The following is a 24,581-nucleotide window of genomic DNA, read 5'->3' on the forward strand; positions in this document are numbered from 1 at the left end:
GCACCGCCGAAACGATGTGGAAGCGGGCCTTTAGTCGGGCTCGGCGGTGCTGTCCAGCCCATCCGGCGCGATCTCGGGGCCGGGAATACGATAGCCTTCGCCGAACCATTGCAGCAGGTCCCGGTCGCGACAGGCGGGGCCGCAGAACGGGCGGTGCGCGGCCGAGGCGGGCTTGTCGCAGAGCGGGCAGGGGGTGGCGGTCATCGGGTCTCCAGTTCGTGAACGGTGCCGGTGCGACGCGCGAGTTCGGCCAGCCATTCGTGATTCGCCCGCAACCGCGCGTGCACCGCCGCGGGAAGCGCATGGCGGCGCGGGGCGCCGGGCGGCGTGCGTTCCAGATGGCGCAGCGCCGCACGCGCCGCCGCACCGACCGGATCCGCGCGCAGCATTTCCGGCAGCGAGGCGCGAGGGCGGGCGCGGACGATCTGGAGAAAGCCGAAGCCGTTGACCGCGGTCCGCTCGAACGGCAGCGGCAGCGCGGCGTCGATCGCCAGCGCGACGGCGTGGCGCGGGGCCTTCCCCGCGAGCGTTGGAAAATCGATCCCGATCGAGCCGCCGACGCCGTGCCGCACGATCGCCTGCGCCACCGCCGTGGCGGCCGCGACCGCCAGCGGCTCGAGCGCGCCGCCGCCGTCGACGTCGAACAGCGTCATCGCCGGCGTGGGGCTCATCCGCAGTGCGCCACCGGGAAACGCGATGTCGCCGCCCGTCGCCTCGTCGAGGATCTCGGACCAGCCCGCCGCCTCCAGCGCATCGGGCTCATGCGCGCGCAGTATGCGGACGGGATGCCCCGAGGCGGTGATGCGGGCGAGCAGATCGGCGCCCGGTCCAGGCGCTTCGTCGGTGAGGCGGGCGCGGGGCAGCTTCAGGCGCCCGGTTTCGGGAATCGCCTCGCGCGTCACCCGGAGCATGATCGCGGCACCCTGCGTCAAGCCGTGCGGCGCGGCGGCAAGCTGGACCTCGGTGCCGTCCGCGAACGTCGCCCGGGCCTGCGTCCCATCGGTGAGGCGCGCGGGGGCGACGGTGCCGAGCCGCAGGCCGGGCCGCTCCACGATCGCCTCCACGATGCGATCGTCGGCGACGAGCGCGGCGCGGGATTCGCCGATCCCGGCCTCGTAGAGCCACTCAGCCAAGCGTCACGCCGGCGGTGGCCAGCAGCGCGCGCGTTTCGAACAGCGGCAGGCCGACCACGCCCGAATGACTGCCCGCCAGATAGCGCACGAACGCCTCGGCGCGGCCCTGGATCGCATAGCCGCCGGCCTTGCCCATCCCCTCGCCACAAGCGACATAGGCGTCGATCTCGGCCGGCGAGAGCGGCTTGAACGCGACGACCGTATCCGACACGCGGTGGCGCACGACGCCCGCCCGGTCGATCACCGCGACTGCGGAGAAGACATGATGACGACGGCCCGACAAGAGGCGGAGCATGCGGCGCAGCTCGGCTTCGTCGGCGGGCTTGCCCAGGATGCGGCGGCCCGCGGCGACGGTGGTGTCGCCCGCCAGGATCGCCTCGTCCGCGTCGCGCGGAACCGCGGCGGCCTTGGCGAGCGCGATGCGCAGCGCATAGGCGCGCGGATCCTCCGCCTTCAGCGGCGCTTCGTCGATATCGGGTGCGGCGATCCGCGCGGGCACGACGCCGATCCGCGCGAGCAGCTCGCGGCGGCGCGGCGACGACGAGGCGAGGACGAGGCGCGGTGCGGCGCCGGTCACGCCGTCACTTGAAGCGATAGGTGATCCGCCCCTTGGTCAGATCATAGGGCGTCAGTTCGACGAGCACCTCGTCGCCCACGAGCACGCGGATGCGGTTCTTGCGCATCTTGCCCGCGGTGTGCCCGAGGATCTCATGGTCGTTCTCGAGCCGGACGCGGAACATGGCGTTGGGCAGAAGCTCCACCACCTGGCCGCGCATTTCGAGGAGTTCTTCCTTGGCCAAATACAGTCTTTCAATAACAGGGGATTTTTGCGTGCCGCGCCCTTAGCGCCTGCCCGCGAAAAAGGGAAGCGCGGGGCGGCAATCGGCGCGACGGTCGCGCGATCGCGGTGGCATGCGTGAGATGGGAACGATGACGTCGTTTTCAAAGGACAGGCGGCATCATGGCTGATGCAGCAAGCGATCGACACATCATAGCGGTTGTACGTTTCACGAAGCGCGCCGGCGAATGCTAGCTTTCTGTCGAAGCCTCGACCCGCGCTCGCTCACAGCAGGCGATCCTGATGCTGCGTATTCTCGCGCGCCGCCCGACGGAACGCATCCTGATCGACGTTCGGAACTCGCGGCCGCTTGCCCGCGAACAGGTCTTCCAAGCTCAGGATCTGAAGCTTGGGGAAACTGTCGTCGATACCCGTCCGATACAATCCGACTGCTGCGGCGCGGCGGCGCATTTCGGCCGTCGGACGTGCCAGCATCACCAGGACGCCGATCGGCGCGTCCTCGCGTGCGATCGTAGCGGCGAGTGTTTCGACCATCGTGACATTGGCATGAACGCCGCCCTTCACGGAAACGATCGCGCGGTGCGTCACCATTCGTCCGCTCGCCGGATCAAGATCGTTGAAATAGATGATACCGTCGATGCCGCCATCGGCGCCCTTCTTTTTGCCGCCGAACGGCAGCGCATCGACCATCGAAACCGCCCACCATTGGAACTGGTATTTGTCGCGCGCCGCCAGATCGCGCGCCGAGGCCAGATCCTTGGGCGTCCCCTCGACGGTGAAGACGATGCCCGGAAAAGCGTCGTTCATCCGTTTTTCGATTAGCGACACGGCGAGATGGGTGATGTCAATGCCGACCCATTGCCTTCCGAGCTTCTGTGCGGCGTGCACCGCAGTGCCGCAGCCACAGAAAGGATCCAGAACCACGTCACCCTCTTGCGACGAAGCCGCAATGATCCGTTCGAGCAAAGCGATCGGCTTCTGCGTCGGATAACCGAGGCGCTCTTTCGATTGCGAGTTGAGGATCGGAAGCTGCCACACGTCGTTTTCCCTAACGCCACGTTCGTCCACCGACGTGACGTAAACCTCATCGCCTTTGACGCGCGTGTGGTAGTTCTGCTTACGCTTTAGGGACTTTTCGGTGTAGGCCGTGTAGGGCGGATCGAAGACATAATCGTCGGTCTTCGTGTAAAACAAGATCGTATCATGAAGTTGCTGAAAACGGCGCGCGCCACCTGTCCATCGGCGGTAGTGCCATATGATTTCATTTTTGAAATGCTCGGCGCCAAACACCGCGTCAAGTAAAAGCTTGAGATAGTGGCTCGCCGTCGGGTCGCAATGAAGATACAGGCTGCCCGTCGGCTTGAGAACCCGGTGAAGTTCGATAAGACGCACGGACATCATCGTCAGATACGCCATCATGTCGTTATCGCCGAGGAAGCTGCGCATCGCGCGAAGCAGATCGAATGCGCTCATGTTGCCGCTGCGACGAACATCGTCAAAGGCCTGCTCGGCGCTGTCGTTCCAGTGCCAGCTATCCTCGAACGCTTCGATCTGTGCGTTCGACGCGCGGCCATCCGGTTCCTTGAACAGAATACCGTAGCTGGCGTTGGAATTGAACGGGGGATCCAAATAGATCAGATCGATGCTGGCATCGGCGATATCCTTACGGAGGACGGCGAGATTGTCGCCATAATAGAGATGATTGGTGGGTCGATTGCGCATGACCCGCAAGGTGCATCACCAGCAACATGGCGTAAGCCAAGGTCAGATCACGAATGGAGCCTTCTCCGCTCTTGTTGCAGGAAGACGCATCCGTTTCGGCGCCGATCACCGTTCCGGCGCGTCCACCCCATGTTCGAACCCCAGGCGATCCGGCAGCGGCACCGCCGCGCCGTCCGCCCGCAACGCCAATCCGCTGCCCGCCTCAAAGGCCCCGATCCGCGTCGCCGCCACGGCCGGCACGAACCCCGCGGGGGCAGCGAACAGCAGTTCGTAATCGTCGCCCGCGGTCGCCGCCGCCAGTGCGGTGCCGCCGGTCGCGCGGTAGGCCGCCGAGAGCGGCACCGCGGCCATGTCGATCGTCACCGCCAGGCCGCTCGCCGCCGCCATCCGCTGCGCGTCGATCAGCAGGCCGTCCGATATGTCCATCATCGCGTGGACATGGGGGGCGAGCGCGCGGCCTTCGGCGAGGCGGGGTTGCGGGCGGCGATAGGCGGCGAGCAGTGCGGCATCCCCGGTGCAGGCCAGTGCCACCGCGAGCCCCGCGCCCGCATCGCCGATCGTGCCCGTCACCCACAGGCCGTCGCCCGCGCGCGCGCCGCTGCGGGGCGGGGCGACGGCGTCGCGGCCGAAGGCGGTGAGCGTCAGGATGCGCGGGGCACCCGGCGGCAGCGTCACCGTGTCGCCACCGATCAGCCGCGCGCCCATCGCCGCCAGCGCCGCATCGAATCCGGCGACGAACGCGGCGTCCCATTCCGCGCCGGATAGCGGATAGTTGAGCGTGACGCCCTCCACCGCGGCGCCCGTTGCCGCCAGATCGGACAGGTTGGTCGCGACGAGCTTCCACGCCACGTCGCCCGGCGGATCGTCGTCAAGGAAATGCACGCCCTCGACGAGCGTGTCGGTGGTGACGACCAGGCCGGCCAGCACCGCCGTGTCGTCGCGCAGCCCGCGTGCGCCGGGGTGGAGCGGCAAGCGCCTGAGCGCTTCGAGAAAATCGACTTCGGTCACCGATCGGCTCCGTTCCCCGCGGGGACGCGAGCGGCGCTTATGGCTCGCGGCGGGCGCCGTCGAGCGCGCGCTCCCGGCGGCCGGCCTCGGCGGTCTCGGCCTCTTTCTCCGCCTTGGTGCGCCCGTACGCCACGCGGTTCGCGGCGGCCTTCGCCTCGGCGGCGCCCCGTGCCTTCGCCTTGCGGGCGCGGCGCAGGCTGACGACCTCTGCGGTCATTCCCGCGGCGGCTCGGCGCGGACGCCCTTGGCGATGGCGTCGAGCAGGCCGTTGACGAAGCCCGATTCGCGCCGCTCGTAGAACGCCTTGGCGACATCGACATATTCGCTGATGACGACGCCCACCGGCACGTCGGCGCGGGCGATCAGCTCGTAGGTGCCCGCGCGCAGGATCGCCTTCATCGGCTTGTCGAGCCGCGCGAGGCTCCAGCCCTTGGCGAGCTTGCCCTCGATCAGCAGGTCGATCTCGCCGCTCCGCGTGGTCGCGCCGCGGACGATGTCGTCGAAGAAATCGATTTCGGCATCGGCATATTCCACCTCCTCGATCGTCGCGCCCAGCCGGTGCTGGTGGAATTCGTGGAGCAGGGCGGTGACGGCGGTGCCCTCCATGTCGTGCTGGTAGAGCGCCTGGACGGCGGCGAGGCGGGCGGCGGCGCGCGCCTGGGTGCGGGGGGCGATACGGGTCATGACGGTCTAACTGTTGAGCCGGAGGCGGAGTGCCACCGAACGGGCATGGGCGGGTAGGCCCTCGGCATGGGCGAGCGCGACGGTGGCGGGGCCGAGCGTGCGCAGCGCCGGCTCGTCGAGCGCGAGGAAGCTGGTGCGCTTCATGAAATCGAGCACCGACAGCCCGCTGGCGAAGCGCGCGCGGCGCCCCGTCGGCAGGACGTGGTTGGGCCCGGCGACATAATCGCCGATCGCCTCGGGCGTGTAGCGGCCGAGGAACACCGAGCCGGCGTGGCGGACGCGCGCGAACAGCGGCTGCGGGTCGTCCACCGCCAGTTGCAGATGCTCGGGCGCCAGCCGGTCGACCAGCGGCATCGCCGCCTCCAGCGTGTCGGTGACGATCACCGCGCCGTTCGCGTCCCAGGCCGCACGCGCGACGGCGGCGGTGGCCAGCGTGGCGATCTGGCGCTCGACCGCTTCGGCCACGCGCCGCGCGAAATCGCGATCGTCGGTGAAGAGGATCGACTGGGTGGTGGTGTCGTGTTCGGCCTGGCTTAGCAGGTCGGCCGCGGTCCATTCGGGATCGTTCTTCGCATCGGCCACGACGACGATCTCGGACGGCCCCGCCACCATGTCGATGCCGACCACGCCGTAGACCTGGCGCTTGGCCTCCGCGACCCAGGCGTTGCCCGGGCCGGTGACCACGTCGACGGGCACGATCCGGCCCGCGCCGTATGCCAGCGCGGCGATCGCCTGCGCGCCGCCGATTCGCCACACCTCGTCCACGCCTGCCAGATGCGCGGCGGCGAGGACGAGCGGGTTGATCTGCCCGTCGGGCGTGGGCGTCACCATCGCCAGCCGGCCGACGCCCGCCACCTTGGCGGGGATCGCGTTCATCAGCAGCGACGAGGGATAGGCGGCGCGCCCGCCCGGCACATAGATGCCCGCCGCCTCGACCGGCAGCCAGCGCGCGCCGAGGCGGACGCCGGCCTCGTCGGTGAAGTCGCTGTCGGTGGGGCGCTGTTTCTCGTGATAGGCGCGGATCCGCGTGGCGGCGAGTTCGAGCGCCGCGCGCAGATCGGGATCGAGCGCGGCGAAGGCGGCGGCGCAATCGGCGGCGTCGATCCGCCAGCCGGTCCGCTCGAGATCGTGGCGGTCGTGGCGCTGCGTGAGGTCGCGGATCGCGGCCTCGCCGTCGCGGCGCACCGACGCGATGATCGCGCTGACGTCGCGGGCGAGCCCGGCATCGGATTCGCGGCGATCGTCGACCAGCGCGGCGAAGCGTTCGGCGAAATCGGCGTCGGCGGTGTGAAGCTGGATCACGCCGCCACCGCCCGGCGGAACGCCTCGACCAGCGGCACGACGCCCTCGCGCGTCTTCATCGCGGCGCGGTTGACGATCAGCCGCGAGGTGACCTCCATGATCGTCTCCACCTCGACCAGCCCGTTCTCCTTCAGCGTGCGGCCCGACGAGACGAGATCGACGATCCGTGGGGCAAGGCCCAGCGTCGGCGCCAGCTCCATCGCGCCGTTCAGCTTCACGCATTCCGCCTGCACCCCGCGCGCGGCGAAATGCGCCTGGGTGACGTGCGGATATTTGGTCGCGACGCGCACATGGCTCCAGCCGCGCGGATCGTCCTCGGCCGCCATGTCCGCCGGCTCGGCGACCGAGAGGCGGCAATGGCCGATGCCGAGATCGACCGGCGCGTACAGCTCCGAATAGGCGAATTCGGCGAGCACGTCCGATCCGACGATGCCGATCTGCGCCGCGCCGTGCGCGACGAAGGTGGCGACGTCGAACGCGCGCACCCGGATCAGCGCGATATGCGGCACGTCGGTGGCGAAGCGCAGCGCGCGGCTGTCTTCGTCCGAGAAGGCGGGCTCGGGGCGGATACCGGCGGCGGCGAGCAGCGGCAGCGCCTCGCCCAGGATGCGCCCCTTGGGGACGGCGATGATGATCGGATCGGTCACAGGCGCCGGGCTTTACGTGGGGGGGGCGCAGCGTGCAACATGCGTAGCCATGTGGAGGTGCCGATGACGGGCGAAGCGGTGGTTCGGCAGGCGTTCCGGATCCAGGAACATTATTGTCGCGCGAACGCCGCGCCGATCTATGCGGAGGTGTGCGCGGCATTGGCCAAGGGGCTGAGCCGCGACACGCGCACCGGCGCCCGCGTGCTGGACTGGTAGGGGGAGCCGACACGCGACGCGGTGCCGCTGCGGCTGGTCGGCGGGTTGCACGCGCGGGTGCTGGCGGGTGCCGATCCGGATCTGGCAGCGGTGTTCGCGGGGCGGACGCAGGGCGCGGCAGCGATCGCGGCGGCGGTGGACGGCGCGGTCCGCCGTCACGATGCCGCGCTGCTGCCATGGCTCGACGGGCCGCCGCAGACCAACGAGCCGGGCCGTTCGGCCGCGTTGATGCTGGGGCTGCTGGCGGTCGCGCGCCGCTACGGACCGACGCTGGAGGTGCTGGAGATCGGATCGAGCGCGGGGCTCAACCTGCTGATCGATCGCTACCGGATCGATCTGGGCGGAACGGTCGTCGGCCCCGCAGATGCCCGAGTGACGATCGTGCCCGACTGGCGCGGGCCTCCGCCCGAGCCAGCCCCGGTCGCCATCGCATCGGTGCGCGGCTGCGACGTGAACCCGATGGACGCGACCGACCCGGCGGTCGAGGCGCGGCTCGCCGCCTTCATCTGGGCCGAAGCGCCCGAGCGGCTGGAGCGGGTGCGGCGCGCGATCGCGATGCTGCGCGCGGCGCCGGTCGATCTCGTCCGCGCCGATGCCGCCGATTGGGTCGAGGCGCGGCTGGCCGAGCCGCAGGCGGCGGGCACGACGCGCGTGCTGATGCACTCGGTGGTGTGGCAATATCTGCCCGCCCCCGTGGCCGAGCGGATCCGCGCGGCGATGCAGGCGGCGGGCGCGCGTGCCACCGCCGAGCGGCCGCTCGCCTGGGTGACGATGGAGCCCGATCGCTCGCTCGGCCACCAGGTGATCCGCATGCAGGGCTGGCCGGGCGCGCCGGGCTGGCAGGTGCTCGGCACCGCGCACGCCCATGCCGCCTGGATCGACTCGCGCGTGCCCGATGCGGCGGATGCCGGGATCGCGCTGCCCGAAGGTGCACGCGTTTCGGTGTGAGGGCGGCGTTCCCGTGCTCCGTTCGCCCGGAGCCTGTCCAAGGGCCTGTGACCGCGTGTGAAAGCGCGCCTGCGGAGAGCGTGTTTCGATATGCTGAGCGCGAACGGTGGAGAGTCGGATTAGCCTAGGATCAACAGACCCTAACGCGCCGGCGGGTTCGTCCCCGTGAGCGGCGCCTCGGTGCGGGGCGCGCCCGAGAGGCCGACGGGGCGGGGGCCCCCCGCGGTCGCCTCGAGCGAGGAATCGCCGCCCAGCACCTGATACAGCGTCACCAGATTGGTCGCGCCGGTCAGCTTGGTCGACACCAAAGTCTGCTGTGCGGCATAGAGCGTGCGCTGCGCATCCAGGCTGTTGAGGAAGGTGCCGATGCCGCCGCGATAGCTCGCATCGGTCAGCTGCACCGTGTCGAGCGCGGCGGCGAGGTTCTTCTGGTTGGCGCGGAGCTGTGCGGCGATCGTGCCCTGGCGCGCCAGCGCATCGGCGGTTTCGCGGAACGCGGACTGGATCGACTTTTCGTAGGTGGCGAGCGCCACGTCGCGCTCGGCCTTGGAATAGGCGACCCCGGCGCGACCGGCGCCGGCGCGGAAGATCGGATAGCTGACGCTCGGCGCGACCGAAAAGTTGAACGCGCCGCCGGTGAAGAGCGACGACAGGCCGGTGCTGGCGAAGCCGAAGATGCCGGTGAGCGAGATGCGCGGGAACAGCGCCGCGCGCGCCGCGCCGATCTCGGCATTGGCGGCGCGCAGCTCATATTCGGCCTGCACCACGTCGGGCCGGCGCAGCAGGATGGTCGAATCGAGCCCGGCGGGCAGCGTGGCGATGGTGGCGGCGGCCTCGTCGATCGAATTCGGCAGCAGCGAACCCGCGACCGGCGCGCCCACGAGCAGCTGGAGCGCGTTCGCGTCCTGCGCCAGCAGGGTGCGTTGCAGCGCCAGATCGGCCTCCGCCACCGCCTCGACCTGTTCGGCCTGGCGCAGATCGGTGCGCGGCGCGATCCCGCCCTCCAGCCGCGCGCGCGTGATGCGCACGCTCTGCCCGGCGCTTCTCGCGGTGTTCTGCGCGATGGCGAGCAGGCTCTTGTCGGAGGCATAGGTGAGCCACGCGGTCGCGATCTCGCCGACGAGAGTGAGCCGCGTCGCGCGGGCCGAGGCCTCCTGCTCGAAATAGCGCGCGAGCGAGGCCTGGGTGAGCGAGCGCACCCGGCCGAACAGATCGAGCTCGAAGGCGGTGGTGCCCAGATCGACCGAGAAGGCGCTGCCCGCACTCGAACTGCTGATGACGCTGCTGCTGCCCGTGCCGGTGGTGCCGGTTCCCGTGCCCGTCGTGCCCGTACCGGTCGTGCCGGTGCCGATCGTTCCGGTTCCCGACGTTCCGGTGCCCGTCGTGCCCGTGCCCGTCGTCGTACCGGTCGTGCCGGTTCCCGTGGTGCCCGTCGCGCCCGTCCCCGTGCTGCTGCTGGCGGTGCTGCTCACGCCATTGCCGTAATGCGAATAGGTGTAGCGACCGCTCGCATCGATCTCGGGCAGCAGGCTGGCACGCTGGATGCGGTATTGCGCGCGCGCCGCGGCGATGTTGGCCACCGCCGCGCGCAGGTCGCGGTTGTTCGCCAGCGCCTGGCCGATGATCGCCTGCAACCGCGGATCGGTGAAGATGTCGCGATAGGTGATCGTCGGCAGCGTCGCCTCGGATTGCGCCAGATACGCGTCGCCGATCGGCCAGGACGGCGGGACGGGCAGTTCGGGCCGCGCATAATGCGGCGCGAGCGAACAGCCGGCGAGCAGGCCCGCGGCGAGAAGGGGAATGGCGCGTCGCATCAGGCGGGTTCCGGCGCGGGAAGGGCGGGGAGATGCTCGTCGGGGCCGATGAGCAACGGCTGCGCGTGCGGCGGGGCGGGTGGCGGTCCGTAAGGTGGGGCGGGGGTGCCGCCATCGCCCTGCGGGGTGTCGTCGCCACCCTTGCCGCCGCCGAAGCGCCGTTTGAGATCACGCGTGCCGCGGCTGATGAGCACGAAGAACAGCGGGATGTAGAAGATCGCCAGCAGCGTCGCGGTGAGCATCCCGCCGATCACCGCGGTGCCGATCGCGATCCGGCTGTTCGCACCGGCGCCCGTCGAGATGGCGAGCGGCAGCACGCCGAAGATGAACGCGAACGACGTCATCAGAATGGGGCGAAGCCGGATCTTGGCGGCGGACAAGGCGGCCTCCAGAAAGCCCTTGCCCTTCTTCTCTTCCTGTTCGGCGAATTCGATCATCAGGATCGCGTTCTTGGCCGCGAGCCCCATCGTCGTGAGCAGCCCGATCTGGAGATAGACGTCGTTCGTCAGGCCACGCAGCGTGACCAGCACGATCGCGCCGACCAGCCCAAGCGGGATGATGAGCAGCACCGCGACCGGGATCGACCAGCTTTCATAGAGCGCGGCGAGGCACAGGAAGACGACGAGCAGCGACAGGCCGTAGAGCGTGGATGCCTGGCCCGACGACAGATTCTCCTGATAGGACAGGCCCGCCAGCGCGATGCTCGTCCCCGGAATCTGCGCGGCGAGCTGGCGCATCCGCTCGAGCGCTTGGCCCGAGGATTTGCCCGGCGCGGCCTGGCCCTGGAATTCGAACGACTGGATGCCGTTGAAGCGCGACAGCGACACCGGCGCGGTCTGCCAGCTGGTGGTGGCGAAGGAGGAGAAGGGCGCCATCGACCCCGTGGACCCGCGGACATACCATTGCGACAGGTCCGACGGGCTGGAGCGATAGGGCGCATCGCCCTGCACATAGACGCGCTTGACGCGGCCGCGATCGAGGAAGTCGTTGACATATTGGCCGCCCCAGGCGGTCGACAGCGTCGAGTTCACGGTCGACTGGCTGAGCCCCAGCACCGCGAGCGTCTGCGGATCGACGTCGACATGCACGGTCGGCACGTCGGGCAATTCGGTGAGGCGCACGCCGACCAGGCTCGGATCGCCTGCCGCGCTCGCCAGCAGCTTGTCGCGCGCGGCCTCGAACTTGTCGAGGCTCATGCCGCTGCTGTTCTGGAGCTCCATCGTAAAGCCGTTCGACTGGCCGAGTCCGCGGACCGAGGGCGGCACCAGTGCATAGACCTGCGCGTCGCGCAGGTTGGAAAAGGCGGCGGACGCGCGCGCGCTGATCGCGTCGGCGGTGTTCTCCTTGCCGCTGCGCTGGTCCCAGTTCTTGAGCGCGGTGAAACCCAGGCCGGTATTCTGCCCGCCCGGTGCGCCGCCGCCGCTGATGCCGCTCGCGGAGAAGACGGTGGCGATGTTCTTGCTCTCGTTCTTCAGGAAGTAATTCTCGACTGCGGTCTGCACCTCTTGCGTGCGGTTCTGCGTGGCGCCCGGCGGAAGCTGGAACTGGACGATGCCGATGCCCTGGTCCTCGGTCGGCAGGAACCCGGTCGGCAGGCGCAGGAACAGGATGGCGAGCAAGGCGACGATGCCGGCATAGATGAGCAGCGCGAGCCATTTGCGGTCGACCACCGTCTTCACCACCGCGACATATTTCGCCGTGGTCCAGTCGAACCCGTCGTTGAACTTGTCGCGCCCGCGCGCCACGAAATGCGCGGCGCGCGGAAAGCGCCGGCCGGCCCAGCTGCCCTCGACGGGATTGCCCTCGGCGTTCTTCTGCTTCTGCTTCAGCAGATGCGAGGTGAGCGCGGGAGTGAGGATCAGCGCGACGAGCACCGACAGGATCATCGCCGACACGATCGTCAGCGAGAACTGGCGATAGATCACGCCGGTCGACCCGCCGAAGAACGCCATCGGCAGGAACACCGCGGACAGGACGAGCGCGATCGCGACCAGCGCGACGGTGATCTCGTCCATCGACGCGATCGTCGCGTCGCGCGGGCTCATGTCGGGATTTTCCTCCATGAGCCGCTCGACATTCTCGACCACGACGATCGCATCGTCGACGAGCAGGCCGATCGCGAGCACCAGCCCGAAGAGCGTCAGTGTGTTGATCGAGAAGCCCGCGACGTAGAAGACGCCGAACGTGCCGAGCAGCACGACGGGCACCGCGATCGTCGGGATCAGCGTCGCGCGCCAGCTTTGCAGAAACACGAACATGACGATGACGACGAGGATGATCGCCTCGATCAGCGTCTTCACCACCTCTTCGATCGACAGCTTGATGAAGTCGGTCGAGTCGTTGACGAACGCGTATTTATAGCCCTGCGGGAAGCTCTTGGCCGCGGCGGTGATCTGGCCCTTCACCAGCTCGGCGGTCTTCAGCGCGTCGGCGCCCGGCGCCAGCAGCACCGCGATGCCTGCGCCCGGATGGCCGTTCACGCGGCTGACGACATTGTACGTCTCGGACCCCAGCTCGATCCGCGCGACATCCTTCAGCCGCACCGTGGCGCCCGCGGTCGTCGTCTTCAGCACGATGTTGCCGAACTGCTCGGGCGTCTGGAGGCGGGTCTGCGCGGTGACGGTGGCGTCGAGATACTGGGTGGGGGGCGAGGGCTGCGCGCCCAGCTCGCCCGCCGCGACCTCGGCATTCTGGTTGGTCACCGCGGTGATGACGTCGGACGGCATCAGCTGGAAGCTGTTGAGCTGATAGGGGTTCAGCCAGATGCGCATCGCATATTGCGCGCCGAACACATTGGTGTTGCCGACGCCCGGCGTGCGGCCGAGCGGATCCTGGAGGTTGGAGACGAGATAGTCGGACACGTCCTGGTTGGTCGTGCGGTCGCTCTCGTCATACACCGCGGCGACGAGCAGGAAGTCGGGGTTGGACTTCTTGACGACCAGGCCCTGCTGCTGGACCTGGGTGGGCAGGCGGCTGACCGCCTGCTGCACCTGGTTCTGCACCTGCACCTGCGCGATGTCGGGATTGGTGCCCTTCTCGAAGGTGACGGTGATCGTCAGCGAGCCGCGGCTGGACGAGGCGGACTGGAAATAGATCAGCCCGTCGATGCCGGTCAGCTGCTGCTCGATCACCTGCGTCACCGCATTCTGGATCGTCTGCGCGTTGGCGCCCGGATAGGTCGCCTGGATCGTCACCTGCGGCGGTGCAACGTCGGGATATTGCGCGATCGGCAGCCCTAGGATCGCGCCCACGCCCGCAAGCATGATGATGATGGCGATGACCCAGGCGAAGATGGGCCGATCGATGAAGACGCGACTGAGCATGAGGGGGTCAGCCGGCCTTTTTGGGTGTGGTGTCGGCGCCCTTGGGCACCTCCACCTTCTGCGGGGTATTGGCCGGCACGGGCTTGATGCCCTGGCCCGGTTTCAGCTTGGACAGGCCCTGGACGATCACCTTGTCACCCGGGTTCAGCCCCTTGGTGACGACCCAATAGGGGCCCTGGGTGCGCGCGGCGGTCACGTCCTTCAGCACCGCCTTGTCCCCCGGGCCGACCAGGATGACGGTCGCGTTGCCCTTGGCGTCGCGGCTGACGCCCGCCTGCGGCACAAGGAACGCGCCGTTGTCGATCGCCTGCGCGAAGCTCGCGTGCACGAACATGCCGGGTAGCAGCAGCCCCTGCGGATTGGCGAATTTCGCGCGCAACGTGACGGTGCCCGTCGTCTGGTCGACCAGGACTTCCGAGAATTCCACGGTACCGGTCAGCGGATAGTCGCTGCCGTCGTCGAGCTTCAGATGCACCTGTGCCGCGGTGGCCACCACGCCGCCCTTGCCAAGCGACTGGCGCAGCCGGACGATGTCGCCCGCGGATTGCTGGATGTCGACGAACATCGGATCGAGCCGCTGGATCTGCGCGAGCGGATCGGTCTGCGTGGCCGAGACGAGCGCGCCGACGGTGAACAGCGATCGCCCGATCCGCCCCGAGATGGGTGCCGGCACGCGGGTGAATTTCAGGTTGATCCGCGCGGTGTCGAGCGCGGCCTGGTTCTGCGCCACGGTCGCCTGCGCCTGGCGCGCGGACGAGACGGCGTTGGTATAGTCCTGCTTGCTGATCGCCTCCATCGCGGCGAGCGGCTTGTAGCGATCCGCCAGGATGCGCGTCGACTCGGCGTTGGCCTGCGCGCTCTCGACATTGGCGCGCGCCTGGTTGGCGCTGGCGCGATAGAGGCGCGGATCGATCTCGTAGAGCGGCTGCCCCTTGGTGACCAATGCGCCCTCGGTGAAGAGGCGGCGGCGGATCAGCCCGGTCACCTGCGGGCGCACGTCCGAGCTTTCGAATGCGGCAGTGCGGCCGCTCAATTCGGTCGTCATCGCCACGCTCGATGGTTGCACGACGACATAGCCGACCTGCGGCGTGCCCCGGCCGGGTGCCGCGCCCTTGGCACCGGCGCCCTTGTCCTTGTCGCCGCCCGAGCAGGCGGCCAGCGTCAACGCGGTGGCGAGGGCCGTCACGCCCAGGGCCATCCGTCGTGATGTTGCGATGTTCGAAGTCAAATGCGCCTGTCCGCCCGCTTGATGGAACCAAGCGCGCGCCCGGTTCCGCGCACAATCCGCAGGCAGGCAACTTGGTTGCGGGCCCCGCAAGACTTTGTGCAATCGCTCGCGCCTCTGCATCAAGGCGCGCGCGGCGTCCAGCCTTATGCTAGCGGGCGGCGATGATCGACGACGACAAGAAGGCGGCGGCCGAGGCCGCGGTGGACGAGGTGCAGGGCGGCATGCTCGTGGGGCTCGGCACCGGATCGACCGCGGCGTTCGCGATCGCGCGCCTCGCCGAGCGGGTGCGCCAGGGGCTGCGCATCGAGGCGGTCGCCACCTCGGAGGCGAGCGCCCGTCTGGCGCGGACGGGCGGGATTACGGTTCGCGAGTTCGCCGGGGTGGCGCGGGTGGATCTGACGATCGATGGCGCCGACGAGATCGATCCGTGGCTGTTCGCGATCAAGGGCGCAGGCGGCGCGATGCTGCGCGAGAAGGTGGTCGCCGCCGCCGCTGCACGGATGATCGTGATCGCCGACGGGTCGAAGCGGGTGGCGGCGATCGGTGCGGCGAAGCTGCCGGTCGAGGTGCTGCCCTTCGCGCAGGCGTTCGTGACCCGCGAACTGGCGGCGCTCGGCGCGGAAGCGGTGCTGCGGCAGGCGGGCGATGCGCCCTATCGGACCGATCAGGGCAATGTCGTGATCGACTTGCGCTTCGCCGTGTTTCCCGAGCCGCTGGCGCTCGCCGCGCAACTGGATTCGATCCCCGGCGTTCTGGGGCACGGGCTGTTCCTCGATCAGGTGGATGCCGCCTATGTCGCCGAGCACGGCATCGTTTCGCGGCTGGAACGGCGCCAGCCGCCTGGTTAAAGCGTCGGCATGCGCAACCGGATGGGCTGCGCACGCGTTTGTTCGTTCACGCCACCCAAGGGGTTCCTGTTCATGACCGATACCGCCACGTCCGCCACCAATGCGGCCGATGCCCCCGAATCGACCGCGCTCCACGAGGACGGCACGCTGGAGCGGCTGACGGTGGACACGATCCGCACGCTCTCGATGGATGCGGTGGCCAAGGCGAAATCGGGCCATATCGGCACGCCGATGGCGCTGGCACCGGTCGGCTATACCGTCTGGGCCAAGTTCCTGCGCACCGATCCCGACCGGCCCGACTGGGCCAATCGCGACCGCTTCGTGCTGTCGGTCGGCCATGCGTCGATGCTGCTCTATTCGCTGCTCCACCTCGCGGGCGTCAAGGAGATCGACAAGGACGGCAAACCGAGCGGTGAGCCGGCCGTCAGCCTGGACGACATCAAGCAGTTCCGCCAGCTCTCGTCCAAGACGCCGGGTCATCCCGAATATCGCCACACCACCGGCGTCGAGACGACGACCGGTCCGCTCGGCCAGGGCTGCGGCAATTCGGTCGGCATGGCGCTCGCCGAGCGCTGGCTCGCGGCGCGCTACAACACGGCCGATTTCACGCTGTTCGACAACGACACCTATGTGCTGTGCGGCGATGGCGACATGATGGAGGGCGTGGCGAGCGAGGCGGCGAGCCTGGCCGGCCATCTGAAGCTCTCCAATCTTTGCTGGATCTATGATTCCAACCATATCTCGATCGAGGGCGGCACCGATCTCGCGTTCGACGAGGATGTGGGCAAGCGGTTCGAGGCCTATGGCTGGAACGTCGTCCATGTGAACGACGCCAACGACACCGTCGCCGTCGCCAAGGCGATCGAGACGTTCCGCGCGACCAAGGACAAGCCGACCTTCATCGTCGTCCATTCGGTGATCGGTTACGGCAGCGCGATCCAGGGCACCGCCAAGGCGCATGGCGAGGCGATGACCGCGGATCAGATCCGCGACACTAAGAAGGCCTATGGCTGGCCCGAGGACTCGGCGTTCCTGGTGCCCGACGGCGTGGCGGAGCATTTGCACTCCGCGGTGGCGGAGCGGGGCCGCCCGCTGCGCGAGGCATGGGAGGCGCTGCTGGAGCGGTATCGCACCGCACAGCCCGATCTCGCCGCCGAACTCGACGCCATGCTGTCGGACACGCTGCCCGAGGGCTGGGATGCGGACATTCCCGTGTTCGAGGCGGATGCCAAGGGGATCGCCTCGCGCGATGCCGGTGGCAAGGTGCTGAACGCGATCGCTCGGAAGCTGCCCTGGCTGGTCGGGGGGTCGGCCGATCTCGCGCCGTCGACCAAGACCGCGATCGACGATGGCGGGTCGTTCCAGGCGGCCTCCTATGACGGGCGCAACCTGCATTTCGGCGTGCGCGAACACGGCATGGGTTCGGTCGCGAACGGCATGGCGCTGTCGCACCTGCGCTCCTACACCGCCACCTTCCTCGTCTTTTCCGATTACATGCGGCCGCCGGTGCGGCTCGCCTCGATCATGGAACTGGGCGTCGCCTTCGTCTTCACGCATGACTCGATCGGCGTCGGCGAGGACGGCCCTACGCACCAGCCGATCGAACAGCTCGCCACGCTGCGCGCGATCCCCGGGCTCGACACGATCCGCCCGTGCGACGCGAACGAGACGGCCTGGGCATGGAAGGCAGCGATCCTCGCCGGCGATTCGCCCACCGCGCTGATCTTCTCGCGCCAGGCGCTTCCGACGCTCGACCGCGGGAAATACGCCTCGGCCGAAGGGCTGATGAAAGGCGGCTACGTGCTGGCCGACAGTGACGGCACGCCCGACGTGATCCTGATCGCCACGGGCAGCGAAGTGGCGCTGGTGGTGGAGGCGCACGAGACGCTGAAGAGCCAGGGCGTGAAGAGCCGTGTCGTGTCGATGCCGAGCTGGCACCGCTACGAGGTGCAGGACGACGACTATAAGGAAAGTGTCCTGCCCAAGGCGGTGAAAGCCCGGCTTGCGGTCGAGATGGGCGGCGAGATCGGTTGGGACCGCTATGTCGGCATGGAGGGCAAGACGATCACCATGTCCACCTTCGGCGCGTCCGCCCCGATCGCCAAACTGCAGGATAAATACGGGTTCACCGTCGACAATGTCGTCAAGGTCGCCCGCGAACTCGTGGAGACGAAGTGATGGGCAAGCTCAACGACCTCGAAGCGCAGGGCCAGGCCGTCTGGCTCGATTTCGTCGACCGCAAGTTTCTGGCGGCCGGCGGGTTGCAGAAGCTGGTGGACGAGGACGGGCTGACGGGCGTTACGTCCAACCCGTCGATCTTCGAAAAGGCGATGGGGCATGGCGATGCCTATGACGAGAGCCTGAAGGCCTATGACCAGGCGCATCCCGACGCGCCGACGATGGACCGCTACGAGCATCTGGCCGTCGAGGACATCAAGCACGCGGCGGATACGCTGCGCCCGATCTACGATCGGCTGGACGCGAAGGACGGCTATGTCAGCCTGGAGGTGTCGCCCTATCTCGCCGACGACACCGACGCCACGATCGCCGAGGCGCAGAAGCTGTGGACGATGGTCGACAAGCCCAACGTCATGATAAAGATCCCCGGTACGCTCGCCGGCGCCCCCGCGATCGCGGCGACGATCGCGGCCGGCATCAACGTGAACGTGACTTTGCTGTTCGCGCTTGAGGCCTATAAGCGCGTCGCCGACGCCTATGTGATGGGCCTCGAGGAGCGCGTGCGGCAGGGCCAGCCGATCGACCGGATCGCCAGCGTGGCCAGCTTCTTCGTCAGCCGGATCGACGCGATGATCGACAAGGCGATCGACGAGCGCGTGAAGGACGGCGATGCCGAGGCCGACGCGCTGAAGGCGGTGCGCGGCAAGGTGGCGATCGCCAACGCCAAGATGGCGTATCAATGGTATCTCGATTTCCTGAAGACCGATCGCTGGCAGGCGCTGGCCGCCAAGGGTGCGCAGCCGCAGCGGCTGCTCTGGGCCTCGACCGGCACGAAGGACCCGTCCTATCCCGACACGCTCTATATCGATACGCTGATCGGGCGCGACACGGTGAACACCATGCCGCCCAAGACGATGGATGCGTTTCGCGATCACGGCACCGCGGCACCCACGCTGACTCAGGACATCGACGCGGCGCGCCATGTCCTCGCCGAGGCCGAGCGGCTCGACCTGCAGCTCGACGGCGTCACCGAGACGCTGGTGGGCGAGGGCGTCACCGCGTTCGCCAAGGCGTTCGACGATCTGCTGGGCGCGATCGCCGCCAAGCAGCCGACCGCCGCCTGAACCCCGTTCCCGCTCGCCCGGCGGCGCCACCAGGCGCGCATGGCCGGGCGAGCGCCATCATTTCAAGCCATCATCTCAAAACGCGCGGAGACTTCGCATGAAGATCGGAATGATCGGCCTCGGCCGCATGGGTGCCAACATGGCGCGTCGCCTGATGAAGGCCGGCCATCAGGTCGTCGGTTACGATCGCGACGACAAGGCGGTGGCGGCGCTCGCGGCGGACGGCGCCGAGGCGGCGACTTCGCTCGACGACGCGCGCGGCAAGCTCGACAGCCCGGCGATCTGGTGGGTGATGCTGCCCGCCGGCGAGATCACCGAAGGCACGATCACCGAGATCTGCAAGGACGCCAAGCCCGGCGACATCGTGATCGACGGCGGCAACAGCTTCTACAAGGACGATATTCGCCGCGGCAAGGCGCTGGCCGAAAAGGGGCTCCATTATGTCGACGTCGGCACCTCGGGCGGCGTCTGGGGGCTGGAGCGCGGCTATTGCATGATGATCGGCGGCGAGAAGGAGACGCTCGAGTCGATCGAGCCGATCTTCGAGGCGCTGGCGCCCGGCATGGGGTCGATCCCGCGCACCCCGGACCGGATCGACAGCGACGAGGATCCGCGCGCCGAGAAGGGCTATATCTTCGCCGGCCCCGCGGGATCGGGCCATTTCGTGAAGATGGTGCACAACGGCATCGAATATGGCCTGATGCAGGCCTATGCCGAGGGCTTCGACATCCTGAAGAGCAAGAAATCGGACAAGCTTCCCGAAGATGAGCGGTTCGACCTCAACCTCACCGACATCGCCGAAGTCTGGCGCCGCGGCAGCGTCATTTCGTCCTGGCTGCTCGACCTGACTGCTATCGGTCTCGCGAAGGACCAGCAACTCGAACAGTTCACCGGCAACGTCGCCGATTCGGGCGAGGGCCAGTGGACGATCGACGCGGCGATGGAGGAGAAGGTGCCGGCCAATGTGCTGACCGCCGCGCTCTTCGCGCGCTATCGCAGCCGCGTCGAGCATACGTTCGGCGACAAATTGCTGTCGGCGATGCGCTTCGGCTTCGGTGGCCATGTCGAGATGCCGCAGTGAGCGTGAAGCTGCTGGTATCCGATGTCGACGGCACGTTGGTCGACAAGGCGAAGAAGCTGACGGATGGGACGATCGCGGCGGTTCGCCGACTGGAAGCGGCCGGGATCGGCTTCACGATCGTCAGCGCACGGCCGCGTTCGGGGATGATGCCGATCGCCGACGCGCTCGGGCTGGACGAGCCGATGGGCGCGTTCAACGGCGGCCTCGTCTTTCGCCGCGACGGCACGATCGACAGCCACGAGACGATCGCCGAGGATGTCGCCCGCGGCGTGATGGACCTCGCGCGCAAGGAGGCGGTCGATCTCTGGGTCTTCGCCGACGATCGCTGGTATGCGAGCACCGATCAGGGCGTGCATGTCGAGCATGAGCGGATCGCTTCCAACCAGGCGCCGGTCGTCACGCAGGATTTCGACGCGCTGCTGGCGAAGGCGGATAAGATCACCTTCGTCAGCGACGACGAGCCGCTGCTGCGCCGGCTCCACGCCGATGCCAAGGCTTATGGCGACCGTGCGACGATCGTGCAGAGCCAGACCTATTATCTCGACCTCACCGCCAAGGGCGGCAACAAGGGCGACGGGATCGTGGCGCTCTGCAAGGCGTTCGGCGTGTCGATCGAGGAGACGGCGGCGATCGGCGATCAGGCCAACGACGTGCCGATGCTCGAACGCGCGGGGCTTTCGATCGCGATGGGCAACGCGCCCGACGCGGTGAAGGCCAAGGCGCACGAACACACCACCGCCAACGACGCCGACGGTGTCGCGCATGCCATCGACACCATCATCCTTCCCCGTAATGGAGCCACCGCATGATTTCGCTGATCGCGTTCGACCTCGACGGCACGCTGGCCGAGAGCAAGCAGCCGCTGAAAGACACGATGGGCGAGGCGCTGGCCGATCTGCTGGCGGTGGCGAACGTCGCGGTGATCTCGGGTGGCGACTGGCCGCAGTTCCAGAAGCAGGTCGCCTCGCGCCTGCCCGCGCGCGCGGACCTGAAAAAGCTGTGGCTGATGCCGACCACGGGCACCAAGCTCTACACGCACAAGGGCAGCGACTGGCAGGTCGTCTATGCCGAACTGTTCTCCGACGACGAGAAGACGAAGATCCTGGAGGCGTTCGATGCGTCGCTCGAGGCGACCGGCTTCAAGCCCGAAAAGACCTGGGGCGAGCGGATCGAGGACCGCGGCAGCCAGATCACCTTCTCGGCGCTGGGCCAGGAGGCGCCGATCGCCGAGAAGGAGCATTGGGATCCCGATTTCGCCAAGCGCAAGGTGATCCAGGCCGATCTGCGCACGCGCCTGCCCGAACTGTCGATCAACATGGGCGGCGCCACCTCGATCGACATCACGCAGAAGGGTGTCGACAAGGCGTACGGCCTCAAGAAGCTGCGTGACGCGAGCGGCATCCCGCTGGAGCAGATGATGTTCATCGGCGATGCGATCTTCCCGGGCGGCAATGATTATCCCGCCAAGGAGCTCGGGCTGGAGACGGTGCGGGTGAAGGACCCGGACGGCACGCTGGCGGCCATCGCCGGGATCGTCGCCTGCCTGAAGTGACGCTTGAACCCATGGCCTCCCGTGATAGTAACATCTGAAACGGAGAGGCCATGACCATCGATTTCGACTTCGCGCTCGGCGAGACCGCGGACATGATCCGCGAATCCACACGCGCCTTTGCGGACAAGGCGATCGCCCCGCTCGCCGCACGGATCGACGCGGAGGACTGGTTCCCGCGCGAACTCTGGCCGGCGATGGGCGAGCTCGGCCTTCACGGCATCACCGTGGAGGAGGAGTATGGCGGGCTCGGCCTCGGCTATCTCGAACATGTGATCGCGGTGGAAGAGGTGAGCCGCGCCAGCGCGTCGGTCGGCCTCAGCTACGGCGCGCATTCCAATCTGTGCGTGAACCAGATCCGCCGCTGGGGCTCGGCCGAGCAGAAGGCGAAATATCTGCCCAAGCTCGTGTCGGGCGAACATGTCGGCAGCCTCGCCATGTCCGAGGCGGGCGCGGGATCGGACGTGGTCAGCATGAAGCTGAAGGCGGCGAAGACCGATGACGGCTATGTGCTGAACGGCACCAAATTCTGGATCACCAACGCGGCCTATGCCGACACGCTGGTCGTCTATGCCAAAACGGGCGAAGGCAGCCGCGGCATCACCGCCTTCCTGATCGAGAAGGATTTCGCCGGATTCTCGATCGGCCAGAAGATCGACAAGATGGGCATGCGCGGATCGCCCACCGCCGAGCTGGTGTTCGACGATTGCCATGTGCCGGCCGAAAACGTGATGGGCCCGGAAAATGGCGGCGTCGGCGTGCTGATGTCGGGGCTGGATTACGAGCGCGCGGTGCTCGCGGGGATCCAGCTCGGCATCATGCAGGCGTGCCTCGACGTCGTGATCCCCTATGTCCGCGAACGGCGCCAGTTCGGCCAGCCGATCGGTCAGTTCCAGCTCATCCAGGCGAAGGTGGCGGACATGTATGTCGCGCTCAATTCGGCGCGCGCCTATGTCTATGCGGTGGCGCGGAGCTGCGATGCGGGCAAGACCACGCGGTTCGACGCGGCGGGCGCGATCCTGCTGGCCAGCGAGAATGCGGTGCGCGTCAGCCTGGAGGCGATCCAGGCGCTGGGGGGCGCCGGCTATACCAAGGACTGGCCGGTCGAGCGCTATATGCGCGACGCCAAGCTGCTCGACATCGGCGCCGGCACGAACGAGATTCGTCGGATGCTGATCGGGCGCGAGCTGATCGGCGCGGCGCCCCGGGTGGCGCAGTGAGCGATCGCGCCGGTCCGGATCGATGAGCGCGCCCGTCCTCGCCAGCGCGGTGTCGCCCGACAGCGAAACCTTCCGCACCAACGCCGCGCACAACCGCGCGCTCGCCGAGAGCCTGCGTGCGGATGTCGCGCGCACGGCATTGGGCGGCGGTGCCGCGTCGCGCGAGCGCCACACCGCGCGCGGCAAGCTGCTGCCGCGCGACCGAGTCGAGCATCTGCTCGATCCCGGCAGCGCATTCCTCGAGATCGGGCAACTCGCGGCCAACGGCCTCTATGACGACGCGGTGCCGGGCGCGGGGCTGATCTGCGGGATCGGCCGGGTGTCGGGGCGGCCATGCATGATCCTGTGCAACGACGCCACGGTGAAGGGCGGCACCTATTTCCCGCTGACCGTGAAGAAGCATCTGCGTGCGCAGGAAATCGCGCAGGAAAACCGGCTGCCCTGCATCTATCTGGTCGACAGCGGCGGCGCGAACCTGCCGCACCAGGCCGAGGTGTTTCCCGATCGCGAGCATTTCGGCCGGATCTTCTTCAACCAGGCGCAGATGTCCGCGCTCGGCATTCCGCAGATCGCGTGCGTGATGGGATCGTGCACCGCGGGCGGCGCCTATGTGCCCGCCATGTCGGACGAGACGATCATCGTGCGCGGGCAGGGGACGATCTTCCTCGCCGGGCCGCCGCTGGTGAAGGCGGCGACGGGCGAGGTGATCTCGGCCGAGGAACTGGGCGGCGCCGATACGCATGGCCGCCGATCGGGCGTCGTCGACCATGTCGCCGAGAATGACGACCATGCGCTGACGATCGTGCGCGACATCGTCGCCACCCTGCCGCCCGCGACGCGCGCGCCCGTCAACCTCGCGGTGCCGCGGCCCCCCCGATATGCGGCGGAGGAGCTGTATGGCATCGTCCCCGCCGATGTGCGCGCGCCCTATGACGTGCACGAGGTGATCGCGCGGTTGGTCGACGGCAGCGAGTTCCACGAGTTCAAGGCGTTGTACGGCGCCAGCCTCGTCTGCGGCTTCGCGCATATCTGGGGCATGCCCGTCGCCATCCTCGCCAACAACGGCGTGCTGTTCAGCGAAAGCGCGCAAAAGGGCGCGCATTTCATCGAGCTGGCCTGCCAGCGCAAGATCCCGCTGCTGTTCCTCCAGAACATCTCGGGCTTCATGGTCGGTGGCAAATATGAGGCGGAAGGCATTGCGAAACATGGCGCAAAGCTGGTCACCGCGGTGGCGACCGCCAGCGTTCCCAAGATCACCCTACTGATCGGCGGCAGCTTCGGCGCGGGCAATTATGGCATGTGCGGCCGGGCCTATTCGCCGCGTTTCCTGTTCACCTGGCCCAACAGCCGGATCAGCGTGATGGGCGGCGAACAGGCCGCGAGCGTGCTGGCCACCGTCCACCGCGACGCCGATCGCTGGACGCCCGAGGAGGCGGAGGCGTTCAAGGCCCCCGTCCGGCAGAAATATGAGGATGAGGGCAATCCCTGGTATGCGACGGCGCGGCTGTGGGACGACGGCATCGTCGATCCCGCCCAGACGCGCGACGTGCTGGGGCTGGCGCTCGCGGCCACGCTGGAAGCGCCGATCGGGGAGCCGCGCTTCGGCGTGTTCCGGATGTGACGTGTGTCCTACACGCCCCGTTTCGGCATAGCCTCGCGTCCATGATCGAGCGTCTGCGCCTCTTCGTACCCTCCGCTGCGACGGGCGAGACGCGCGAAGTGGAAAGACCCATGGTACATCTCCACTTCCTCCACTT

At 68.2% G+C, this 24,581-nt stretch carries 22 protein-coding genes and 1 pseudogene; 10 read left to right on the forward strand and 13 right to left on the reverse strand.

The features are described from left to right. Nucleotides 1–30 precede the first annotated feature (30 nt). The 10 genes from yacG to hisG all read right to left on the reverse strand — a co-directional run bounded on the left by yacG (nucleotide 31) and on the right by hisG (nucleotide 7,295). Complete coding sequence (gene yacG, locus L8H00_RS05435) at nucleotides 31–204, reverse strand: DNA gyrase inhibitor YacG (protein WP_242096213.1); 174 nt, start codon at nucleotides 202–204, stop codon at nucleotides 31–33. Then, nucleotides 201–1,133: a ribonuclease gene (locus L8H00_RS05440; protein ID WP_242096214.1), complete on the reverse strand. Its 933-nt coding sequence runs from the start codon at nucleotides 1,131–1,133 to the stop codon at nucleotides 201–203. The genes yacG and L8H00_RS05440 overlap by 4 nt, the downstream gene beginning before the upstream one ends. Further along, a complete protein-coding gene (locus tag L8H00_RS05445; RefSeq protein ID WP_242096215.1) occupies nucleotides 1,126–1,710 on the reverse strand; it encodes a nucleoside triphosphate pyrophosphatase in 585 nt (194 codons plus the stop codon). Before L8H00_RS05445 ends, L8H00_RS05440 begins: the two co-directional genes overlap by 8 nt. Nucleotides 1,711–1,714: 4 nt before the next feature. Continuing rightward, nucleotides 1,715–1,933, reverse strand: a complete 219-nt coding sequence (infA, locus tag L8H00_RS05450) for a translation initiation factor IF-1 (protein ID WP_003049127.1) — start codon at nucleotides 1,931–1,933, stop codon at nucleotides 1,715–1,717. A gap of 263 nt (nucleotides 1,934–2,196) precedes the next feature. After that, nucleotides 2,197–3,654: a site-specific DNA-methyltransferase gene (locus L8H00_RS05455; RefSeq protein ID WP_242096216.1), complete on the reverse strand. Its 1,458-nt coding sequence runs from the start codon at nucleotides 3,652–3,654 to the stop codon at nucleotides 2,197–2,199. 105 nt (nucleotides 3,655–3,759) lie between these two features. Then, nucleotides 3,760–4,662, reverse strand: coding sequence for a thiamine-phosphate kinase (thiL, locus tag L8H00_RS05460; RefSeq protein WP_242096217.1), 903 nt, complete (start codon nucleotides 4,660–4,662; stop codon nucleotides 3,760–3,762). Between the two features lie 37 nt (nucleotides 4,663–4,699). After that, entirely contained in the window at nucleotides 4,700–4,879 is a 180-nt protein-coding gene (locus L8H00_RS05465) for a DUF4169 family protein (protein WP_242096218.1), read from the reverse strand. Beyond that, a complete protein-coding gene (gene nusB / locus L8H00_RS05470) occupies nucleotides 4,876–5,346 on the reverse strand; it encodes a transcription antitermination factor NusB (RefSeq protein ID WP_242096219.1) in 471 nt (156 codons plus the stop codon). The genes L8H00_RS05465 and nusB overlap by 4 nt, the downstream gene beginning before the upstream one ends. A gap of 6 nt (nucleotides 5,347–5,352) precedes the next feature. Further along, complete coding sequence (gene hisD / locus L8H00_RS05475) at nucleotides 5,353–6,648, reverse strand: histidinol dehydrogenase (RefSeq protein WP_242096220.1); 1,296 nt, start codon at nucleotides 6,646–6,648, stop codon at nucleotides 5,353–5,355. Continuing rightward, complete coding sequence (gene hisG, locus L8H00_RS05480) at nucleotides 6,645–7,295, reverse strand: ATP phosphoribosyltransferase (protein WP_242096221.1); 651 nt, start codon at nucleotides 7,293–7,295, stop codon at nucleotides 6,645–6,647. The genes hisD and hisG overlap by 4 nt, the downstream gene beginning before the upstream one ends. Before the next feature lie 39 nt (nucleotides 7,296–7,334). Between hisG and L8H00_RS18940 the strand changes: the two genes are divergently transcribed. Together L8H00_RS18940 and L8H00_RS05485 are read left to right on the forward strand one after the other, a co-directional pair. Then, nucleotides 7,335–7,511: a hypothetical protein gene (locus L8H00_RS18940; RefSeq protein ID WP_347340710.1), complete on the forward strand. Its 177-nt coding sequence runs from the start codon at nucleotides 7,335–7,337 to the stop codon at nucleotides 7,509–7,511. 18 nt (nucleotides 7,512–7,529) lie between these two features. After that, a pseudogene (locus L8H00_RS05485) lies at nucleotides 7,530–8,459 on the forward strand (DUF2332 domain-containing protein); the annotation flags it as partial. Nucleotides 8,460–8,599: 140 nt separating this feature from the next. On the opposite strand, the gene L8H00_RS05490 reads toward L8H00_RS05485, so the two are convergent. The 3 genes from L8H00_RS05490 to L8H00_RS05500 are packed head-to-tail and all read right to left on the reverse strand — an operon-like array spanning nucleotide 8,600 to nucleotide 14,794. Continuing rightward, nucleotides 8,600–10,273, reverse strand: coding sequence for an efflux transporter outer membrane subunit (locus L8H00_RS05490; protein WP_242096222.1), 1,674 nt, complete (start codon nucleotides 10,271–10,273; stop codon nucleotides 8,600–8,602). Continuing rightward, nucleotides 10,273–13,596: a multidrug efflux RND transporter permease subunit gene (locus L8H00_RS05495; RefSeq protein ID WP_242096223.1), complete on the reverse strand. Its 3,324-nt coding sequence runs from the start codon at nucleotides 13,594–13,596 to the stop codon at nucleotides 10,273–10,275. The genes L8H00_RS05490 and L8H00_RS05495 overlap by 1 nt, the downstream gene beginning before the upstream one ends. Nucleotides 13,597–13,603: 7 nt before the next feature. After that, the gene (locus L8H00_RS05500) at nucleotides 13,604–14,794 is read right to left on the reverse strand and encodes an efflux RND transporter periplasmic adaptor subunit (RefSeq protein WP_242096224.1); all 1,191 of its coding nucleotides are present in this window, start codon (nucleotides 14,792–14,794) and stop codon (nucleotides 13,604–13,606) included. Between the two features lie 191 nt (nucleotides 14,795–14,985). Here L8H00_RS05500 and rpiA point away from each other — a divergent pair, with 191 nt between their 5' ends. The 8 genes from rpiA to L8H00_RS05540 all read left to right on the forward strand — a co-directional run bounded on the left by rpiA (nucleotide 14,986) and on the right by L8H00_RS05540 (nucleotide 24,445). After that, complete coding sequence (gene rpiA / locus L8H00_RS05505) at nucleotides 14,986–15,672, forward strand: ribose-5-phosphate isomerase RpiA (RefSeq protein WP_242096225.1); 687 nt, start codon at nucleotides 14,986–14,988, stop codon at nucleotides 15,670–15,672. 72 nt (nucleotides 15,673–15,744) lie between these two features. Further along, entirely contained in the window at nucleotides 15,745–17,850 is a 2,106-nt protein-coding gene (tkt, locus tag L8H00_RS05510; protein WP_242096226.1) for a transketolase, read from the forward strand. Beyond that, on the forward strand, nucleotides 17,850–18,974 hold the full coding sequence (gene tal / locus L8H00_RS05515) for a transaldolase (protein WP_242096227.1): 1,125 nt from the start codon (nucleotides 17,850–17,852) through the stop codon (nucleotides 18,972–18,974). The genes tkt and tal overlap by 1 nt, the downstream gene beginning before the upstream one ends. 97 nt (nucleotides 18,975–19,071) lie before the next feature. Then, on the forward strand, nucleotides 19,072–20,055 hold the full coding sequence (gene gnd, locus L8H00_RS05520; RefSeq protein ID WP_242096228.1) for a phosphogluconate dehydrogenase (NAD(+)-dependent, decarboxylating): 984 nt from the start codon (nucleotides 19,072–19,074) through the stop codon (nucleotides 20,053–20,055). Continuing rightward, on the forward strand, nucleotides 20,052–20,864 hold the full coding sequence (locus tag L8H00_RS05525) for a Cof-type HAD-IIB family hydrolase (RefSeq protein WP_242096229.1): 813 nt from the start codon (nucleotides 20,052–20,054) through the stop codon (nucleotides 20,862–20,864). The genes gnd and L8H00_RS05525 overlap by 4 nt, the downstream gene beginning before the upstream one ends. After that, nucleotides 20,861–21,607 (forward strand): HAD-IIB family hydrolase, encoded by a 747-nt coding sequence (locus tag L8H00_RS05530; RefSeq protein ID WP_242096230.1) that lies wholly within the window; start codon nucleotides 20,861–20,863, stop codon nucleotides 21,605–21,607. The genes L8H00_RS05525 and L8H00_RS05530 overlap by 4 nt, the downstream gene beginning before the upstream one ends. A gap of 50 nt (nucleotides 21,608–21,657) precedes the next feature. Further along, nucleotides 21,658–22,824 (forward strand): isovaleryl-CoA dehydrogenase, encoded by a 1,167-nt coding sequence (locus tag L8H00_RS05535; protein ID WP_242096231.1) that lies wholly within the window; start codon nucleotides 21,658–21,660, stop codon nucleotides 22,822–22,824. Between the two features lie 22 nt (nucleotides 22,825–22,846). Further along, complete coding sequence (locus L8H00_RS05540; RefSeq protein WP_242096232.1) at nucleotides 22,847–24,445, forward strand: carboxyl transferase domain-containing protein; 1,599 nt, start codon at nucleotides 22,847–22,849, stop codon at nucleotides 24,443–24,445. Nucleotides 24,446–24,581: the final 136 nt, after the last annotated feature.

Source organism: Sphingomonas sp. CROZ-RG-20F-R02-07 (genome assembly GCF_022662335.1).
Taxonomy (GTDB): Bacteria; Pseudomonadota; Alphaproteobacteria; order Sphingomonadales; family Sphingomonadaceae; genus Sphingomonas.

Excerpts from the sequence above, each read along its gene's own strand:
- yacG (WP_242096213.1), bottom strand. The coding sequence starts at position 204 with ATGACCGCCACCCCCTGCCCGCTCTGCGACAAGCCCGCCTCGGCCGCG.
- L8H00_RS05455 (WP_242096216.1), bottom strand. The coding sequence starts at position 3,654 with ATGCGCAATCGACCCACCAATCATCTCTATTATGGCGACAATCTCGCC.
- L8H00_RS05465 (WP_242096218.1), bottom strand. The coding sequence starts at position 4,879 with ATGACCGCAGAGGTCGTCAGCCTGCGCCGCGCCCGCAAGGCGAAGGCA.
- nusB (WP_242096219.1), bottom strand. The coding sequence starts at position 5,346 with ATGACCCGTATCGCCCCCCGCACCCAGGCGCGCGCCGCCGCCCGCCTC.
- L8H00_RS18940 (WP_347340710.1), top strand. The coding sequence starts at position 7,335 with ATGCGTAGCCATGTGGAGGTGCCGATGACGGGCGAAGCGGTGGTTCGG.
- L8H00_RS05490 (WP_242096222.1), bottom strand. The coding sequence starts at position 10,273 with ATGCGACGCGCCATTCCCCTTCTCGCCGCGGGCCTGCTCGCCGGCTGT.
- L8H00_RS05495 (WP_242096223.1), bottom strand. The coding sequence starts at position 13,596 with ATGCTCAGTCGCGTCTTCATCGATCGGCCCATCTTCGCCTGGGTCATC.
- L8H00_RS05500 (WP_242096224.1), bottom strand. The coding sequence starts at position 14,794 with ATGGCCCTGGGCGTGACGGCCCTCGCCACCGCGTTGACGCTGGCCGCC.
- rpiA (WP_242096225.1), top strand. The coding sequence starts at position 14,986 with ATGATCGACGACGACAAGAAGGCGGCGGCCGAGGCCGCGGTGGACGAG.
- tkt (WP_242096226.1), top strand. The coding sequence starts at position 15,745 with ATGACCGATACCGCCACGTCCGCCACCAATGCGGCCGATGCCCCCGAA.
- tal (WP_242096227.1), top strand. The coding sequence starts at position 17,850 with ATGGGCAAGCTCAACGACCTCGAAGCGCAGGGCCAGGCCGTCTGGCTC.
- gnd (WP_242096228.1), top strand. The coding sequence starts at position 19,072 with ATGAAGATCGGAATGATCGGCCTCGGCCGCATGGGTGCCAACATGGCG.
- L8H00_RS05530 (WP_242096230.1), top strand. The coding sequence starts at position 20,861 with ATGATTTCGCTGATCGCGTTCGACCTCGACGGCACGCTGGCCGAGAGC.
- L8H00_RS05535 (WP_242096231.1), top strand. The coding sequence starts at position 21,658 with ATGACCATCGATTTCGACTTCGCGCTCGGCGAGACCGCGGACATGATC.
- L8H00_RS05540 (WP_242096232.1), top strand. The coding sequence starts at position 22,847 with ATGAGCGCGCCCGTCCTCGCCAGCGCGGTGTCGCCCGACAGCGAAACC.